This window comes from Escherichia sp. SCLE84, assembly GCF_012584495.1.
Lineage (GTDB): Bacteria > Pseudomonadota > Gammaproteobacteria > Enterobacterales > Enterobacteriaceae > ECMA0423.
In genome coordinates this window covers 3,427,919-3,446,103 of sequence record NZ_CP051430.1, presented here as the reverse complement: position 1 = coordinate 3,446,103, position 18,185 = coordinate 3,427,919, and the positions used below count along the sequence as shown (strand labels likewise).

At 49.7% G+C, this 18,185-nt stretch carries 15 protein-coding genes; 10 read left to right on the top strand and 5 right to left on the bottom strand.

Going from position 1 to position 18,185, the window contains the following annotated elements:
- Window positions 1-103: 103 nt before the first annotated feature.
- Together xylB and xylA are read right to left on the bottom strand one after the other, a co-directional pair.
- Window positions 104-1,558, bottom strand: coding sequence for a xylulokinase (xylB, locus tag HGD79_RS16700; RefSeq protein WP_000275386.1), 1,455 nt, complete (start codon window positions 1,556-1,558; stop codon window positions 104-106).
- Between the two features lie 71 nt (window positions 1,559-1,629).
- On the bottom strand, window positions 1,630-2,952 hold the full coding sequence (gene xylA / locus HGD79_RS16695) for a xylose isomerase (RefSeq protein WP_001149592.1): 1,323 nt from the start codon (window positions 2,950-2,952) through the stop codon (window positions 1,630-1,632).
- Window positions 2,953-3,317: 365 nt separating this feature from the next.
- Between xylA and xylF the strand changes: the two genes are divergently transcribed.
- The 4 genes from xylF (at window position 3,318) to xylR (ending at window position 8,344) form a co-directional block, all read left to right on the top strand.
- Window positions 3,318-4,310, top strand: a complete 993-nt coding sequence (xylF, locus tag HGD79_RS16690; protein WP_001296518.1) for a D-xylose ABC transporter substrate-binding protein — start codon at window positions 3,318-3,320, stop codon at window positions 4,308-4,310.
- 77 nt (window positions 4,311-4,387) lie between these two features.
- The gene (xylG, locus tag HGD79_RS16685) at window positions 4,388-5,929 is read left to right on the top strand and encodes a D-xylose ABC transporter ATP-binding protein (RefSeq protein ID WP_001146479.1); all 1,542 of its coding nucleotides are present in this window, start codon (window positions 4,388-4,390) and stop codon (window positions 5,927-5,929) included.
- Window positions 5,907-7,088, top strand: a complete 1,182-nt coding sequence (gene xylH, locus HGD79_RS16680) for a xylose ABC transporter permease XylH (RefSeq protein WP_000045978.1) — start codon at window positions 5,907-5,909, stop codon at window positions 7,086-7,088. The genes xylG and xylH overlap by 23 nt, the downstream gene beginning before the upstream one ends.
- Window positions 7,089-7,165: 77 nt before the next feature.
- Window positions 7,166-8,344 carry a D-xylose utilization transcriptional activator XylR gene (gene xylR / locus HGD79_RS16675; protein WP_000494484.1) on the top strand — a complete coding sequence of 393 codons (1,179 nt, stop codon included), beginning with the start codon at window positions 7,166-7,168 and terminating at the stop codon, window positions 8,342-8,344.
- A gap of 107 nt (window positions 8,345-8,451) precedes the next feature.
- On the opposite strand, the gene HGD79_RS16670 is transcribed toward xylR, so the two are convergent.
- A complete protein-coding gene (locus HGD79_RS16670) occupies window positions 8,452-9,276 on the bottom strand; it encodes a protein bax (RefSeq protein ID WP_001297957.1) in 825 nt (274 codons plus the stop codon).
- 319 nt (window positions 9,277-9,595) lie between these two features.
- Here HGD79_RS16670 and malS point away from each other — a divergent pair, with 319 nt between their 5' ends.
- The gene (gene malS, locus HGD79_RS16665) at window positions 9,596-11,626 is read left to right on the top strand and encodes an alpha-amylase (protein ID WP_000761259.1); all 2,031 of its coding nucleotides are present in this window, start codon (window positions 9,596-9,598) and stop codon (window positions 11,624-11,626) included.
- A 177-nt stretch (window positions 11,627-11,803) separates the two neighbouring features.
- A complete protein-coding gene (gene avtA, locus HGD79_RS16660) occupies window positions 11,804-13,057 on the top strand; it encodes a valine--pyruvate transaminase (protein ID WP_000144344.1) in 1,254 nt (417 codons plus the stop codon).
- A 150-nt stretch (window positions 13,058-13,207) separates the two neighbouring features.
- Here the strand turns inward: avtA and HGD79_RS16655 are convergent, their stop codons facing one another.
- Together HGD79_RS16655 and yiaJ are read right to left on the bottom strand one after the other, a co-directional pair.
- On the bottom strand, window positions 13,208-13,681 hold the full coding sequence (locus tag HGD79_RS16655; protein ID WP_001326163.1) for a 4Fe-4S binding protein: 474 nt from the start codon (window positions 13,679-13,681) through the stop codon (window positions 13,208-13,210).
- A gap of 101 nt (window positions 13,682-13,782) precedes the next feature.
- Complete coding sequence (yiaJ, locus tag HGD79_RS16650) at window positions 13,783-14,631, bottom strand: IclR family transcriptional regulator YiaJ (protein ID WP_000514233.1); 849 nt, start codon at window positions 14,629-14,631, stop codon at window positions 13,783-13,785.
- 200 nt (window positions 14,632-14,831) lie between these two features.
- Here yiaJ and yiaK point away from each other — a divergent pair, with 200 nt between their 5' ends.
- From yiaK to yiaN, 4 genes are all read left to right on the top strand, one after another.
- Window positions 14,832-15,830, top strand: a complete 999-nt coding sequence (gene yiaK, locus HGD79_RS16645; RefSeq protein ID WP_000869039.1) for a 3-dehydro-L-gulonate 2-dehydrogenase — start codon at window positions 14,832-14,834, stop codon at window positions 15,828-15,830.
- 11 nt (window positions 15,831-15,841) lie between these two features.
- Window positions 15,842-16,309, top strand: a complete 468-nt coding sequence (locus HGD79_RS16640; RefSeq protein ID WP_000576071.1) for a YhcH/YjgK/YiaL family protein — start codon at window positions 15,842-15,844, stop codon at window positions 16,307-16,309.
- 117 nt (window positions 16,310-16,426) lie between these two features.
- Window positions 16,427-16,900 carry a 2,3-diketo-L-gulonate TRAP transporter small permease YiaM gene (yiaM, locus tag HGD79_RS16635; RefSeq protein ID WP_000721664.1) on the top strand — a complete coding sequence of 158 codons (474 nt, stop codon included), beginning with the start codon at window positions 16,427-16,429 and terminating at the stop codon, window positions 16,898-16,900.
- A 2-nt stretch (window positions 16,901-16,902) separates the two neighbouring features.
- Window positions 16,903-18,180, top strand: a complete 1,278-nt coding sequence (gene yiaN, locus HGD79_RS16630; protein WP_000279605.1) for a 2,3-diketo-L-gulonate TRAP transporter large permease YiaN — start codon at window positions 16,903-16,905, stop codon at window positions 18,178-18,180.
- The last annotated feature ends 5 nt before the right edge of the window (window positions 18,181-18,185 follow it).

Genomic DNA, 18,185 nt, shown 5'->3' with positions numbered 1-18,185 from the left:
CATTAACAAATGATTTTCAGAATAAATTCATACTAAATATTAATTAATTAGTGAGATATATAGATGTGAATTATCCCCCACCCGGTCAGGCAGGGGATAACGTTTACGCCATTAATGGCAGAAGTTGCTGATAGAGGCGACGGAACGTTTCACGTCGTGGCTGATAAGCGGCATAACGCTGCGCATCTGGTAGATGCGACTGTTCTAACGGTAGCTGCGGCAACAACTCAATGAGCGATTTCTCTGGATTCGCCGCAATCTGCGCCAGCCTTGCTGCGCCCAGTGCTGGCCCCACATCCCCCCCCGTACGGTAATCGAGCTGCTGACCGCTGATATCCGCCAGCATCTGACGCCAGTACTCACTACGCGCCCCGCCACCAATCAACGTAACACTTTGCGGTTTAATGCCGCAGGCATGCACGACATCCATGCCATCTGCCAGCGCATAACCCACGCCTTCCAGCACTGCTCGCGCCAGTTCATTGGGGCCATGTTGATGAGTCAAACCAAAGAAAACCCCCTTCGCCTGGGGATTATTGTGTGGTGTACGCTCGCCGGAAAGATAAGGCAGAAACCAAACTGGCTCGGCACTTTCATCAGCCTGTTGAGCTGCAGCGATTAAAGCTGGGACATTGCACAGGCCGGTTAATTTCGCGACCCAATCCAGACACGATGCTGCACTCAGCATTACAGACATTAAATGCCAACGCTGCGGTAGCGCATGGCAAAAGCTGTGTACAGCGCTTTCTGGCTTGCTTAAGAACCCTTCGCTGACAGCAAAATAGACCCCCGACGTCCCCAGCGATAACATTGCCTGATTAGCATCAACCATTCCCACACCAACTGCACCAGCTGCATTGTCGCCACCGCCTGCGACAACTGGCACCGTCGCCATACCCCACGCTTTCGCAACTTCAGGTAACAAAGCACCAGTAATTTCGCTGCCTTCATATAATGCGGGCATCTGGTCACGAGATAAGTCGCAAGCCTGCAGCATGACGTCACTCCAGTCACGCTTTGCGACATCCAGCCACATGGTGCCAGCTGCGTCAGACATATCGCTGGCAAACTCCCCCGTCATACGCAGACGCAAGTAATCTTTCGGTAATAATACTTTGTCGATTTGACGGAATATCTCCGGCTCATGCCGCTGAACCCATAGCAATTTAGGCGCAGTAAATCCGGGCATCATCAGGTTGCCGGTAATCACTCGTGATTGCGGAACTCTCGCTTCCAGCAAAGTGCACTCTTGCGCACAGCGCCCGTCGTTCCACAAAATGGCAGGGCGCAATACCCGTTGTTGAGCATCCAGTAAGGTTGCTCCATGCATCTGGCCGGCAATACCCAATGCTTTAACGTCCTGCAGAGAATGCTGATCGCCCAGAGCTTTCATTGCGCGATCAGTTGCCTGCCACCACTGTTCCGGGTCTTGTTCCGACCAGAGTGGATGCGGGCGCGAAACGGTCAGCTTTTCCGTTTGCGAAGCAACCACCTCACCCTGCTCGTTGAGCAAAATAACTTTTACGCCCGAGGTGCCAAGATCTATCCCGATATACATATCGATCGTTCCTTAAAAAAATGCCCGGTATCGCTACCGATAACCGGGCCAACGGACTGCACAGTTAGCCGTTATTTGTCGAACAGATAATGATTTACCAGATTTTCCAGTTGCTCCTGGCGACCACTCTGATGCACCGGAGACAAATTATGTTCCTGAGCATATTTGGCTAAATCTGCCAGTGACATTTGGCCTTTCAGGATTTGCTGGCCCAATTCGCTATTCCAGCCGGAATAACGCTGCGCGATGCGTTTATCCAGCTCGCCATCTTCAATCATGCGCGCTGCAATTTTCAGCGCCAGTGCCATCGTATCCATCGCGCCGATATGACCGTAAAACAGATCATATTTATCAGTACTTTGACGACGTACTTTGGCATCGAAGTTCAGACCACCGGTGGTGAAACCGCCTGCTTTGAGAATTTCATACATCACCAGCGCATTCTCTTCCACACTGTTCGGGAACTGGTCGGTGTCCCAGCCCAGTTGCGCATCGCCACGGTTGGCGTCGACAGAACCGAACAGGCCAAGCGCAATGGCGGTGGCAATTTCATGATGGAAAGAGTGACCTGCCAGCGTCGCGTGGTTAGCTTCAATGTTCAGTTTAATCTCTTTTTCCAGACCAAACTGTTTCAGGAAGCCATAGACCGTCGCGGCATCGTAATCATATTGATGTTTGGTCGGTTCTTGCGGTTTCGGTTCGATAAGCAACGTGCCCTGGAAACCGATTTTATGTTTATGCTCAACCACCATCTGCATAAAGCGGCCCAGCTGTTCACGCTCCTGACGCAAGTCGGTATTTAACAGCGTTTCGTAACCTTCACGACCGCCCCACAGGACATAGTTTTCACCGCCCAATTTATGGGTTGCTTCCATCGCTGTAACAACTTGCGTTGCCGCCCAACTGAAGACTTCAGGATCTGGGTTCGTCGCCGCACCCGCGCCATAGCGAGGGTTTGTAAAGCAGTTAGCGGTTCCCCACAGCAGCTTCACGCCGCTCTCTTCTTGCTTGCCTGCCAGGACATCAACCATTTGCGCAAAATTATTGATGTACTCTTTTAACGACGCGCCCTCAGGGGAAACATCCACATCGTGGAAGCAATAAAATGGCACATGTAACTTGTGGAAAAACTCAAATGCGACATCTGCTTTACGCTTCGCCAACGCCAGTGCCTCACCAGGCTGCTGCCACGGACGATTAAACGCCCCCACACCAAACATGTCCGCCCCGTTCCAGCAGAATGTGTGCCAGTAGCAGGCGGCAAAACGCAAGTGCTCTTCCATACGCTTGCCCAACACCAGTTCGTCGGGATTGTAGTGACGGAATGCTAACGGGTTTGAGGATTTTGAGCCTTCATAACGAACGCGATCGAGCTGGTCAAAATAGGCTTGCATATTGAACTCCATAATCAGGTAATGCCGCGGGTGATGGATGATGTCGTAATATTGGGCACTCCCTTTCAGTTGCTCAATTATGTTATTTCACACTGCTATTGAGATAATTCACAAGTGTGCGCTCGCTCGCAAAATAAAATGGAATGATGAAACTGGGTAATTCCTCGAAGAGAAAAATGCAATAAGTACAATTGCGCAACAAAAGTAAGATCTCGGTCATAAATCAAGAAATAAACCAAAAATCGTAATCGAAAGATAAAAATCTGTAATTGTTTTCCCCTGTTTAGTTGCTAAAAATTGGTTACGTTTATCGCGGTGATTGTTACTTATTAAAGCTGTCCTCTAACTACAGAAGGCCCTACACCATGAAAATAAAGAACATTCTACTCACCCTTTGCACCTCACTTCTGCTTACCAACGTTGCGGCACACGCCAAAGAAGTCAAAATAGGTATGGCGATTGATGATCTCCGTCTTGAACGCTGGCAAAAAGATCGAGATATTTTTGTGAAAAAGGCAGAATCTCTCGGCGCGAAAGTATTTGTACAGTCTGCAAATGGCAATGAAGAAACACAAATGTCGCAGATTGAAAACATGATAAACCGGGGTGTCGATGTTCTTGTCATTATTCCGTATAACGGTCAGGTATTAAGTAACGTTGTAAAAGAAGCCAAACAAGAAGGTATTAAAGTATTAGCTTACGATCGTATGATTAACGATGCGGATATCGATTTCTATATTTCTTTCGATAACGAAAAAGTCGGTGAACTGCAGGCAAAAGCCCTGGTCGATATTGTTCCGCAAGGTAATTACTTCCTGATGGGCGGCTCGCCGGTAGATAACAACGCCAAGCTGTTCCGCGCCGGACAAATGAAAGTGTTAAAACCTTACGTTGATTCCGGAAAAATTAAAGTCGTTGGTGACCAATGGGTTGATGGCTGGTTACCGGAAAACGCATTGAAAATTATGGAAAACGCGCTAACCGCCAATAATAACAAAATTGATGCTGTAGTTGCCTCAAACGATGCCACCGCAGGTGGGGCAATTCAGGCATTAAGCGCGCAAGGTTTATCAGGGAAAGTAGCAATTTCCGGCCAGGATGCGGATCTCGCAGGTATTAAACGTATTGCTGCCGGTACGCAAACTATGACGGTGTATAAACCTATTACGTTGTTGGCAAATACTGCCGCAGAAATTGCCGTTGAGTTGGGCAATGGTCAGGAACCAAAAGCAGATACCACACTGAATAATGGCCTGAAAGATGTGCCCTCCCGCCTCCTGACACCGATCGATGTGAATAAAAACAACATCAAAGACACGGTAGTTAAAGACGGATTCCACAAAGAGAGCGAGCTGTAAGCGTTACGCCCCGGCGCGGAGCGGGGGCGTGATTTCTCTCCATGCCGCGTGAATGAATTGGCTTAGGTGGAGTCGTTATGCCTTATCTACTTGAAATGAAGAATATTACCAAAACCTTCGGCAGTGTGAAGGCGATTGATAACGTCTGCTTGCGGTTGAATGCTGGCGAAATCGTCTCACTTTGTGGGGAAAATGGGTCTGGTAAATCAACACTGATGAAAGTGCTGTGTGGTATTTATCCCCATGGCTCCTACGAAGGCGAAATTATTTTTGCGGGAGAAGAGATTCAGGCGAGTCACATCCGCGATACCGAACGCAAAGGTATCGCCATCATTCACCAGGAATTGGCCCTGGTGAAAGAATTGACCGTGCTGGAAAATATCTTCCTGGGTAACGAAATAACCCACAATGGCATTATGGATTATGACCTGATGACGCTACGCTGTCAGAAGCTGCTCGCACAGGTCAGTTTATCCATTTCACCTGATACCCGCGTTGGCGATTTAGGGCTTGGGCAACAACAACTGGTTGAAATTGCCAAGGCACTTAATAAACAGGTGCGCTTGTTAATTCTCGATGAACCGACAGCCTCATTAACTGAGCAGGAAACGTCGGTTTTACTGGATATTATTCGCGATCTACAACAGCACGGTATCGCCTGTATTTATATTTCGCACAAACTCAACGAAGTCAAAGCGATTTCCGATACGATTTGCGTTATTCGCGACGGACAGCACATTGGTACGCGTGATGCTGCCGGAATGAGTGAAGACGATATTATCACCATGATGGTCGGGCGAGAGTTAACCGCGCTTTACCCTAATGAACCACATACCACCGGAGATGAAATATTACGTATTGAACATCTGACGGCATGGCATCCGGTCAATCGTCATATTAAACGAGTTAATGATGTCTCGTTTTCCCTGAAACGTGGCGAAATACTGGGTATTGCCGGACTCGTTGGTGCCGGACGTACCGAGACCATTCAGTGCCTGTTTGGCGTGTGGCCCGGACAATGGGAAGGAAAAATTTATATTGATGGCAAACAGGTAGATATTCGTAACTGTCAGCAAGCCATCGCCCAGGGGATTGCGATGGTACCCGAAGACAGAAAGCGCGACGGCATCGTTCCGGTAATGGCGGTTGGTAAAAATATTACCCTCGCCGCACTCAATAAATTTACCGGTGGCATTAGCCAGCTTGATGACGCGGCAGAGCAAAAATGTATTCTGGAATCAATTCAGCAACTCAAAGTTAAAACGTCGTCCCCCGACCTTGCTATTGGACGTTTGAGCGGCGGCAATCAGCAAAAAGCGATCCTCGCTCGCTGTCTGTTACTTAACCCGCGCATCCTCATTCTTGATGAACCTACCAGGGGTATCGATATTGGCGCGAAATACGAGATCTACAAATTAATTAACCAACTCGTCCAGCAGGGTATTGCCGTTATTGTCATCTCTTCCGAATTACCTGAAGTGCTCGGCCTTAGCGATCGGGTACTGGTGATGCATGAAGGGAAACTAAAAGCCAACCTGATAAATCATAACCTGACTCAGGAGCAGGTGATGGAAGCCGCATTGAGGAGCGAACATCATGTCGAAAAGCAATCCGTCTGAAGTGAAATTGGCCGTACCGACATCCGGTGGCTTTTCCGGGCTGAAATCACTGAATTTGCAGGTCTTCGTGATGATTGCAGCTATCATCGCAATCATGCTGTTCTTTACCTGGACCACCGATGGTGCCTACTTAAGCGCCCGTAACGTCTCCAACCTGTTACGCCAGACCGCGATTACCGGCATCCTCGCGGTAGGAATGGTGTTCGTCATAATTTCTGCTGAAATCGACCTTTCCGTCGGCTCAATGATGGGGCTATTAGGTGGCGTCGCGGCGATTTGTGACGTCTGGTTAGGCTGGCCTTTGCCACTTACCATCATTGTGACGTTGGTTCTGGGACTGCTTCTCGGTGCCTGGAACGGATGGTGGGTCGCGTACCGCAAAGTCCCTTCATTTATTGTCACCCTCGCGGGCATGTTGGCATTTCGCGGCATACTCATTGGCATCACCAACGGCACGACTGTTTCCCCCACCAGCGCCGCGATGTCACAAATTGGGCAAAGCTATCTACCTGCCAGCACTGGCTTCATCATTGGCGCGCTTGGCTTAATGGCTTTTGTTGGTTGGCAATGGCGCGGAAGAATGCGCCGTCAGGCTTTGGGTTTGCAGTCTCCGGCCTCTACCGCAGTAGTCGGTCGCCAGGCTTTAACCGCTATCATCGTATTAGGCGCAATCTGGCTGTTGAATGATTACCGTGGCGTTCCCACTCCTGTTCTGCTGCTGACGTTGCTGTTACTCGGCGGAATGTTTATGGCAACGCGGACGGCATTTGGACGACGCATTTATGCCATCGGCGGCAATCTGGAAGCAGCACGTCTCTCCGGGATTAACGTTGAACGCACCAAACTTGCCGTGTTCGCGATTAACGGATTAATGGTAGCCATCGCCGGATTAATCCTTAGTTCTCGACTTGGCGCTGGTTCACCTTCTGCGGGAAATATCGCCGAACTGGACGCAATTGCAGCATGCGTGATTGGCGGCACCAGCCTGGCTGGCGGTGTGGGAAGCGTTGCCGGAGCAGTAATGGGGGCATTTATCATGGCTTCACTGGATAACGGCATGAGTATGATGGATGTACCGACCTTCTGGCAGTATATCGTTAAAGGTGCGATTCTGTTGCTGGCAGTATGGATGGACTCCGCAACCAAACGCCGTTCTTGATTTTGATAAAAATTTTCTCAAAGCCGGTTACGTATTACCGGTTTTGAGTTTTTGCATGATTCAGCAGGAAAAGAACCATGTTTACTAAACGTCACCGCATCACATTACTGTTCAATGCCAATAAAGCCTATGACCGGCAGGTAGTAGAAGGCGTAGGGGAATATTTACAGGCATCACAATCAGAATGGGATATTTTCATTGAAGAAGATTTCCGCGCCCGCATTGATAAAATCAAGGACTGGTTAGGAGATGGCGTCATTGCCGACTTCGACGACAAACAGATCGAGCAAGCGCTGGCTGATGTCGACGTCCCCATTGTTGGGGTTGGCGGCTCGTATCACCTTGCAGAAAGTTACCCACCCGTTCATTACATTGCCACCGATAACTATGCGCTGGTTGAAAGCGCATTTTTGCATTTAAAAGAGAAAGGCGTTAACCGCTTTGCTTTTTATGGTCTTCCGGAATCAAGCGGCAAACGTTGGGCCACTGAACGCGAATATGCATTTCGTCAGCTTGTCGCCGAAGAAAAGTATCGCGGAGTGGTTTATCAGGGGTTAGAAACCGCGCCAGAGAACTGGCAACATGCGCAAAATCGGCTGGCAGACTGGCTACAAACGCTGCCACCGCAAACCGGGATTATTGCCGTTACTGACGCCCGGGCGCGGCATATTCTGCAAGTATGTGAACATCTACATATTCCCGTACCGGAAAAATTATGCGTGATTGGCATCGATAACGAAGAACTGACCCGCTATCTGTCGCGTGTCGCCCTTTCTTCGGTCGCTCAGGGCGCGCGGCAAATGGGCTATCAGGCGGCAAAACTGTTGCATCGATTATTAGATAAAGAAGAAATGCCGCTACAGCGAATTTTGGTCCCACCAGTTCGCGTCATTGAACGGCGCTCAACAGATTATCGCTCGCTGACCGATCCCGCCGTTATTCAGGCCATGCATTACATTCGTAATCACGCCTGTAAAGGGATTAAAGTGGATCAGGTACTCGATGCGGTCGGGATCTCGCGCTCCAATCTTGAGAAGCGTTTTAAAGAAGAGGTGGGTGAAACCATCCATGCCATGATTCATGCCGAGAAGCTGGAGAAAGCGCGCAGTCTGCTGATTTCAACCACCTTGTCGATCAATGAGATATCGCAAATGTGCGGTTATCCATCGCTGCAATATTTCTACTCTGTTTTTAAAAAAGCATATGACACGACGCCAAAAGAGTATCGCGATGTAAATAGCGAGGTCATGTTGTAGCGATGATGAGAATTGTCGGCGTCACATCAGGGAACTCAGCACAGCCACCTGATGCGAGCAAAAGCCTTATCCGACCGACAAATCAGATAAGGCTCAAGGAAATGCAATTACATATGCGCCGCGATTAACCGTTGGTTATCCTGGTACATTGCGAACAGGTAGTTGTTATAACTCTTCCCTTTGGTCGAGTAGCCCTTCAGCTTGTGAATCATCGCTGTGGCAGTCACTTCCTGATCCGCTTTACGCAGCTGCGCACGCGATTTACGGAACGAAGAGTAAGCCGGGTGCGTATTCAGGTTAGTGACATAGGCGCTCACCGATTCTTTGACAGAACTAAACTGTGAGTACCCTTTCACTTTACCCGGCGCATTGGTACAACGTCCTTTCATGCATTTCATGCCGAACAGATTGTTATTGTTGCGCGCCAGCTTCGACGTTCCCCAACCGCTTTCTGCTGCAGCCATCGTCGCCACCATACTGGTAGGGATAATGTCTACGCGTTCAAGCAAGGTATTCCACGGGATTTTTCGCGTATTACCAGACCACTTCACCTTGTAGCGTTTGGCGATGTCTTTCAGACGCGCACGCTCAGCAGGTGACCATTGGCCCTGATACTGTTTTGAAATCAGCCAGTTACGTTCTGCAGTAATGGCTGCATTTTGGCTGGTAATGTAAGGCATTACGGTCCGGAGAAACGCCTTTTTCCTTGGTGTTCCGGAAGGGTATTTTCGCAAATCAGGAAGTGAACTACTCTTTGCACTATTGCGAGAATACTCTTGTTTACTGCTTACCTGTTTATTACTAGCTTTAGTTAAGTGGGACTTTTGACTCGCTGTTGTTGTGTGCGTCTTCGCTAACACCTCACTCGAAAACACCAGAGTGAGTAACATAAGAATCATCGCCCCATATCGTCGTATGGGAGTCAAAATCATCAGGTCTCCTGGTCGGATTTAATCATTCCAACACCTTATATTTTTCACAAATTTGAGAGTTGAATCTCAAATCATATCAAAAATAGCTGTCAAGAGCACCCCAAGGAATAGTCCAAATCTGAAACTATGTCACGTGTTAACGATTCAGATTGGCGCTAAATCGCAGAAAATGTGGGGTTTATCGCAAAATTCAGCCGTTTTTTGCGCGAGATCGCTCACCCTTGCTTCTCATCCTGTGGACTTACCGCTCAGGGATGAGTTTTGTCTGGCTTATCGCTGGCAAACTGTCTGAAATCGCAGCAATAAGGACTCATCCACCATGAAACTCGCCGCCTGTTTTCTGACACTCCTTCCTGGCTTCGCCGTTGCCGCCAGCTGGACTTCTCCGGGGTTCCCTGCCTTTAGCGAACAGGGAACGGGAACATTTGTCAGCCACGCGCAGTTGCCCAAAGGTACGCGTCCACTCACGCTAAATTTTGACCAACAGTGCTGGCAGCCTGCAGATGCGATAAAACTCAATCAGATGCTTTCCCTGCAACCTTGTAGCAACACGCCGCCTCAATGGCGATTGTTCAGAGACGGCAAATATACGCTGCAAATAGACACCCGCTCCGGTACGCCAACATTGATGATTTCCATCCAGAACGCCGCCGAACCGGTAGCAAACCTGGTCCGTGAATGCCCGAAATGGGATGGATTACCGCTCACGCTGGATGTCAGCGCCACTTTCCCGGAAGGAGCCGCCGTACGGGATTATTACAGCCAGCAAATTGCGATAGTGAAGAACGGTCAAATAACGTTACAACCCGCTGCTACCAGCAACGGTTTACTCCTGCTGGAACGGGCAGAAACTGACGCCCCTGCCCCTTTCGACTGGCATAACGCCACGGTTTACTTTGTGCTGACAGATCGTTTCGAAAACGGCGATCCCAGTAATGACCAGAGTTACGGACGTCATAAAGACGGTATGGCGGAAATTGGCACTTTTCACGGCGGCGATTTACGCGGCCTGACCAACAAACTGGATTACCTCCAGCAGTTGGGCGTTAATGCTTTATGGATAAGCGCCCCATTTGAGCAAATTCACGGCTGGGTCGGCGGCGGTACAAAAGGCGATTTCCCGCATTATGCCTACCACGGTTATTACACACAGGACTGGACGAATCTTGATGCCAATATGGGCAACGAAGCCGATCTACGGACGCTGGTTGATAGCGCACATCAGCGCGGTATTCGTATTCTCTTTGATGTCGTGATGAACCACACCGGCTATGCCACGCTGGCGGATATGCAGGAGTATCAGTTTGGCGCGTTATATCTTTCTGGTGACGAGGTGAAAAAAACGCTGGGTGAACGCTGGAGCGACTGGAAACCTGCCGCCGGGCAAACCTGGCATAGCTTTAACGATTACATTAATTTCAGCGACAAAACAGGCTGGGATAAATGGTGGGGAAAAAACTGGATCAGAACGGATATCGGCGATTACGACAATCCTGGATTCGACGATCTCACTATGTCGCTGGCCTTTTTGCCGGATATCAAAACCGAATCAACTACCGCTTCTGGTCTGCCGGTGTTCTATAAAAACAAAACGGATACTCACGCTAAAGTCATCGAAGGCTTTACACCTCGCGATTACTTAACCCACTGGTTAAGTCAGTGGGTCCGCGACTATGGGATTGATGGTTTTCGGGTCGATACCGCCAAACATGTTGAGTTGCCCGCCTGGCAGCAACTGAAAACCGAAGCCAGCGCCGCGCTTCGCGAATGGAAAAAAGCTAACCCCGACAAAGCATTAGATGACAAACCTTTCTGGATGACCGGTGAAGCCTGGGGCCACGGCGTGATGCAAAGTGACTACTATCGCCACGGCTTCGATGCGATGATCAATTTCGATTATCAGGAGCAGGCGGCGAAAGCAGTCGATTGTCTGGCGCAGATGGATACGACCTGGCAGCAAATGGCGGAGAAATTGCAGGGTTTCAACGTGTTGAGCTACCTCTCGTCGCATGATACCCGTCTGTTCCGTGAAGGGGGCGACAAAGCAGCAGAGTTATTACTATTAGCGCCAGGCGCGGTACAAATCTTTTATGGCGATGAATCCTCGCGTCCGTTCGGTCCTACAGGTTCTGATCCGCTGCAAGGTACACGTTCGGATATGAACTGGCAGGATGTTAGCGGTAAATCTGCCGCCAACGTCGCGCACTGGCAGAAAATCAGCCAGTTCCGCGCCCGCCATCCCGCAATTGGCGCGGGCAAACAAACGACACTTTCGCTGAAGCAGGGCTACGGCTTTGTTCGTGAGCATGGCGACGATAAAGTGCTGGTCATCTGGGCTGGGCAACAGTGACTTTTCCGGCTTCCCGTTCGTCAGTACCTCGGGAAGCCGCCAACCAGGATAAAATGTCAGCCCTAATCAGCGTTGCAGGATAAAGCACCGCTCACTCTCCAACAGACCGATTTGCACCCCAGCAAATGTAGCGTTATTGTTACCTTCCTTGCTACAGAGTTCGACAGATATCCCGCTATGACATTCTCCCTTTTTGGTGACAAATTTACCCGCCACTCCGGCATTACGCTGCTGATGGAAGATCTGAACGACGGTTTACGCACGCCTGGCGCGATTATGCTCGGCGGCGGTAATCCGGCGCAGATCCCGGAAATGCAGGACTACTTCCAGACGCTACTGACCGACATGCTGGAAAGTGGCAAAGCGACTGATGCACTGTGCAATTACGACGGTCCACAGGGGAAAACGGAGCTACTCACACTGCTTGCCGGAATGCTGCGCGAGAAGTTGGGTTGGGATATCGAAGCACAGAATATTGCACTAACAAACGGCAGCCAGAGCGCGTTTTTCTACTTATTTAATCTGTTTGCCGGACGCCGTGCCGATGGTCGGGTCAAAAAAGTGCTGTTCCCGCTGGCACCGGAATACATTGGCTACGCTGACGCCGGACTGGAAGAAGATCTGTTTGTCTCTGCGCGTCCGAATATTGAACTGCTGCCGGAAGGCCAGTTTAAATACCACGTCGATTTTGAGCATCTGCATATTGGCGAAGAAACCGGGATGATTTGCGTCTCCCGGCCGACGAATCCAACAGGCAATGTGATTACTGACGAAGAGTTGCTGAAGCTTGACGCGCTGGCGAATCAACACGGCATTCCGCTGGTGATTGATAACGCTTATGGCGTCCCGTTCCCGGGTATCATCTTCAGTGAAGCGCGCCCGCTATGGAATCCGAATATCGTGCTGTGCATGAGTCTTTCCAAGCTGGGGCTGCCTGGCTCCCGCTGCGGCATTATCATCGCCAATGAAAAAATCATCACTGCCATCACCAATATGAACGGCATTATCAGCCTGGCACCTGGCGGTATTGGTCCGGCGATGATGTGTGAAATGATTAAGCGTAACGATCTGCTGCGCCTGTCTGAAACAGTCATCAAACCGTTTTACTACCAGCGTGTTCAGGAAACTATCGCCATCATTCGCCGCTATTTACCGGAAGATCGCTGCCTAATTCATAAACCAGAAGGAGCCATTTTCCTCTGGCTATGGTTTAAGGATTTGCCCATTACGACCGAGCAACTCTACCAGCGCCTGAAAGCACGCGGCGTGCTGATGGTGCCGGGGCACAACTTCTTCCCGGGACTGGATAAACCGTGGCCGCATACGCATCAATGTATGCGCATGAACTACGTACCAGAGCCGGAGAAAATTGAGGCGGGGGTGAAGATTCTGGCGGAAGAGATAGAAAGAGCCTGGGCTGAAAGTCACTAAAAATTGCCTGATGCGCTACGCTTATCAGGCCTACATGATTTCTGCAATATATTGAATTTGGAAGAATTTGTAGGCCGGATAAGGCGTTTACGCCGCATCTGGCATAAACAAAGCGCACTATTCCGGCGTTGAGAAACGCCGGAAAACGTTTCAAACAGGCTGCTGCCGTAGCCGATGCCGCTGCACTTTCTCGACATCCATGCACTGCAACGCCTTTGTCGGGCAGGCTTCAACACAGGCCGGCCCCGTCTCCCGATGCCAGCACAGATCGCACTTAATCGCCCTCGCCTTTTTGCGCGAAGAAACGACCTCCATCGCACCAAACGGGCAAGCCAGCATACAGCTTTTACAGCCAATGCAACGTGTTTGTTCAACGAAAATATGCCCATGTTCGCGGCTTATCGCGTCAACAGGGCAGACATTCGCGCACGGTGCATCTTCACACTGATGACAGGCTACTGCCGTGGTCCAGCTGTGGTCTTTAATGACACGAATACGGGAAATAAACTCGTCTGGTGACAACGCAGCGCAATCCTGATTATCCTGATGCGACACTGCGCAAGCCACTTCACAGGTACGGCAACCGATACATTTCGTCGCATCCGCAATAATAAACCGGTTCATGATCACTCCTTTGCACTAAAACAGCAGAGTGCCAGAGAGCGCGTCCCTACTGCTTTGATCCAACGAAGGAAATGTTAAAGTTTTGGCACTTGTCCAAAGCGTTATGTGATCGCGCCCTGGTCGTCCCTGACAGTAAATCCCAGTTCATTAGAAATAGCCTGCGCGGTTTCACGCAGTGGTTTCAGGAGATTTTTCTCCCCCACCTGTTTCAGACGTGATGTCGAAAGCGAAATCGACACGGCGTACGGCACCCGCCCATGAATATTAAACACCGGAACAGCAATACAGGAGACGCCGAGTTCGTTTTCTTCTCTGTCCATCGCCGCTCCGCTTTCACGAATGTGCGCCAGTTCGTCGAACATCGCGGGCAGCTCGGTAATGGTATTGCGGGTTAACGGCTGGATCTCATGCTGATGGTTTTCCCAGTATGACTTCACGTAGTCCGGGTGACCAAACGCCATGTAGATCTTGCCCATTGCGGAACAGTAGAGCGGCATATGCTGGCCAATATAGGCACGGGTTCGCAGCATCCCGGTTGTGGGTTCCAGCTTATAAATCAAAATAGCGTGATCGTCTTCGCGGCTGGAGAAGTTAATGGTTTCACCAGTGGCGATGTTCAGTGCCTCAAGATGCGGAGCGGCGATATGAATGATATTCAGCGAAGACAGCGCCTTCTGCCCGACGGCAATAAATTTGGTAGTCAGGCGGTAACTCCCTGCGGCGGGCGCGGTGGTCACATAGCCGCAGGACTGTAATCCCTGCAATAAGCGATGGACGGTACTCTTATTTAAACCAGCCAGCTCCGAAAGATGCGCCAACGGACAACCGTTTGGATAGTTGCTCAAAATCTCAATCAGCATCAACCCGCGAAACAGACTCTGGCTTCCGGCTGGACGCTCTTTTTCCTGCGCCATCTCGTTCTCTTTTTTTCCCATCACTTCTTTCCCCATTTTGTCGCGTCCTGATGGTAGCGCAAAGTGTGCCGTAGTTCACGATCTCGACAGATAATTTATAACCACTTGATTTTTATGTATTTTGAAATTCATCAATCAGATTGCTTTGTTAAAAAGTGATCGATATATTTGAAATCAAGTTTCGCATATTGAAATTTTAAGCCAAAAAAGCGATCAAAAAAACAAGGAAGCCTGGGATGAAAGTGACATTTGAGCAGTTAAAAGCAGCCTTTAATCGGGTCTTAATTTCACGCGGCGTTGACAGCGAAACGGCTGACGCCTGTGCAGAGATGTTCGCCCGCACCACCGAATCCGGCGTTTATTCTCACGGCGTTAATCGTTTCCCTCGTTTCATTCAACAACTGGAAAACGGCGATATCATTCCTGATGCCCAACCCAAACGTATAACCAGCCTCGGCGCAATTGAACAGTGGGATGCCCAGCGTTCGATCGGCAACCTGACGGCGAAAAAGATGATGGATCGCGCCATTGAACTGGCTGCCGATCACGGTATTGGTCTGGTGGCACTTCGTAATGCCAACCACTGGATGCGCGGCGGCAGCTACGGCTGGCAGGCGGCGGAAAAAGGCTATATTGGCATTTGCTGGACCAACTCCATCGCCGTAATGCCGCCGTGGGGCGCAAAAGAGTGTCGCATTGGCACTAACCCGCTGATCGTCGCCATTCCTTCCACGCCGATCACCATGGTCGATATGTCGATGTCGATGTTCTCTTACGGCATGTTAGAAGTTAACCGCCTGGCGGGCCGTCAGCTCCCGGTCGATGGTGGCTTTGATGATGAGGGCAATTTGACCAAAGAACCTGGTGTTATCGAGAAGAATCGCCGCATTTTGCCGATGGGCTACTGGAAAGGTTCTGGCATGTCGATTGTGCTGGATATGATCGCTACTCTCCTTTCCGACGGCGCATCGGTTGCCGAAGTCACCCAGGACAACAGCGACGAATACGGCATTTCACAAATTTTTATTGCCATTGAAGTGGACAAGCTTATCGACGGTCCCACCCGCGATGCCAAGCTGCAACGTATCATGGATTACGTTACTACCGCTGAACGCGCTGACGAAAACCAGGCCATCCGCTTACCCGGCCACGAATTTACTACCCTGCTGGCCGAAAACCGCCGTAACGGTATTACCGTTGATGACAGCGTGTGGGCCAAAATCCAGGCGTTATAAGGAGATAAGTCATGATTTTTGGACATATCGCGCAGCCCAATCCGTGCCGTTTGCCCGCCGCCATTGAAAAGGCGCTCGATTTTCTGCGCGCTACCGATTTCAACGCCCTGGAGCCGGGCGTTGTCGAAATCGACGGCAAAAATATTTATGCGCAAATTATCGATTTAACCACACGCGAAGCGGTGGAAAACCGTCCGGAAGTGCATCGTCGGTATATCGATATTCAGTTTCTGGCGTGGGGTGAAGAGAAAATCGGCATTGCTATTGATACGGGAAATAATAAAGTCAGCGAATCACTATTAGAGCAGCGCGATATTATTTTTTATCATGACAGTGAACATGAATCATTTATAGAAATGATACCGGGCAGCTACGCAATTTTCTTTCCGCAGGATGTTCACCGACCAGGTTGTATTTTGCAAACAGCCTCTGAGATACGAAAAATTGTGGTTAAAGTCGCATTAACGGCGCTGAATTAATCGAATAATCGTCTACGCCAGAACGACTGGGTAATGTTATTGCTCTAACTATATTAATAATTTAGGTTGCTGCACATGCAACTTGAATTATGACAGACATAGCCTCAAGGAATAGCTATGAAAAAAATACTTGAAGCAATACTGGCAATTAATCTCGCCGTACTTTCCTGTATTGTGTTTATAAACATTATTTTAAGATATGGTTTTCAGACAAGCATTTTATCTGTAGATGAATTGTCACGTTATTTATTTGTCTGGTTAACATTTATTGGCGCGATTGTGGCTTTTATGGATAACGCCCACGTTCAGGTCACCTTTCTGGTGGAGAAACTCTCCCCCGCATGGCAACGACGAGTCGCTCTGGTTACCCATTCCTTAATCTTATTTATTTGTGGCGCACTGGCCTGGGGCGCAACGCTAAAAACAATTCAGGACTGGAGCGATTATTCACCGATCCTCGGTTTACCCATCGGCCTGATGTATGCCGCTTGTCTGCCCACCAGCCTCGTTATCGCATTCTTTGAACTGCGTCATTTATATCAACTCATCACGCGTAGCAATTCTCTAACGTCGCCACCGCAAGGAGCTTAATCATGGCTGTGCTGATTTTTCTGGGCTGTCTGTTGGGTGGTATTGCTATCGGTTTGCCTATTGCCTGGGCACTGTTGTTGTGCGGGGCGGCGTTAATGTTCTGGCTGGACATGTTTGATGTCCAGATCATGGCACAAACGCTGGTGAACGGAGCCGATAGCTTCTCCCTGCTGGCGATTCCGTTCTTTGTGCTGGCGGGTGAAATCATGAATGCGGGCGGCTTGTCAAAACGCATTGTTGACCTGCCGATGAAACTGGTGGGGCATAAACCAGGCGGGCTGGGCTACGTCGGCGTGCTGGCAGCTATGATTATGGCGAGCCTTTCTGGTTCTGCCGTTGCGGATACCGCCGCCGTTGCCGCTCTACTGGTGCCGATGATGCGCAGCGCCAACTACCCGGTCAACCGGGCGGCGGGGCTGATTGCCTCTGGCGGCATTATCGCGCCAATTATTCCCCCTTCCATTCCGTTTATTATCTTCGGCGTTTCCAGCGGATTATCCATCAGTAAGCTGTTTATGGCGGGCATTGCCCCTGGCATGATGATGGGCGCAACGCTGATGCTTACCTGGTGGTGGCAGGCCAGTCGCCTTAATTTACCCCGCCAGCAAAAAGCAACGATGCAGGAAATCTGGCACTCTTTTGTCTCCGGTATCTGGGTGCTGTTTCTTCCAGTCATCATTATTGGCGGGTTTCGCTCCGGTCTGTTTACCCCTACCGAAGCCGGGGCCGTTGCTGCTTTCTATGCGCTGTTTGTCGCCACAGTTATTTACCGTGAAATGACCTTCGCCACACTTTGGCATGTACTCATTGGCGCGGCGAAAACCACCTCAGTGGTTATGTTTCTGGTGGCCTCGGCACAAGTTTCCGCCTGGCTGATTACCATTGCTGAACTGCCGATGATGGTTTCTGATTTACTGCAACCGTTGGTCGATTCACCGCGTCTGCTGTTTATCGTCATTATGGTGGCTATCCTGATTGTCGGCATGGTCATGGATTTAACGCCGACGGTATTAATTCTTACCCCGGTATTAATGCCTTTAGTTAAAGAGGCAGGAATCGATCCGATTTATTTCGGTGTCATGTTTATCATTAACTGCTCAATCGGCTTAATTACACCGCCTATCGGTAATGTACTTAACGTTATTTCAGGGGTGGCAAAACTCAAATTCGATGATGCAGTCAGAGGCGTTTTCCCTTACGTCCTGGTTTTATATTCATTATTAGTCGTATTTGTTTTTATTCCCGATCTCATCATCCTCCCTTTGAAATGGATTAATTAAAAGGA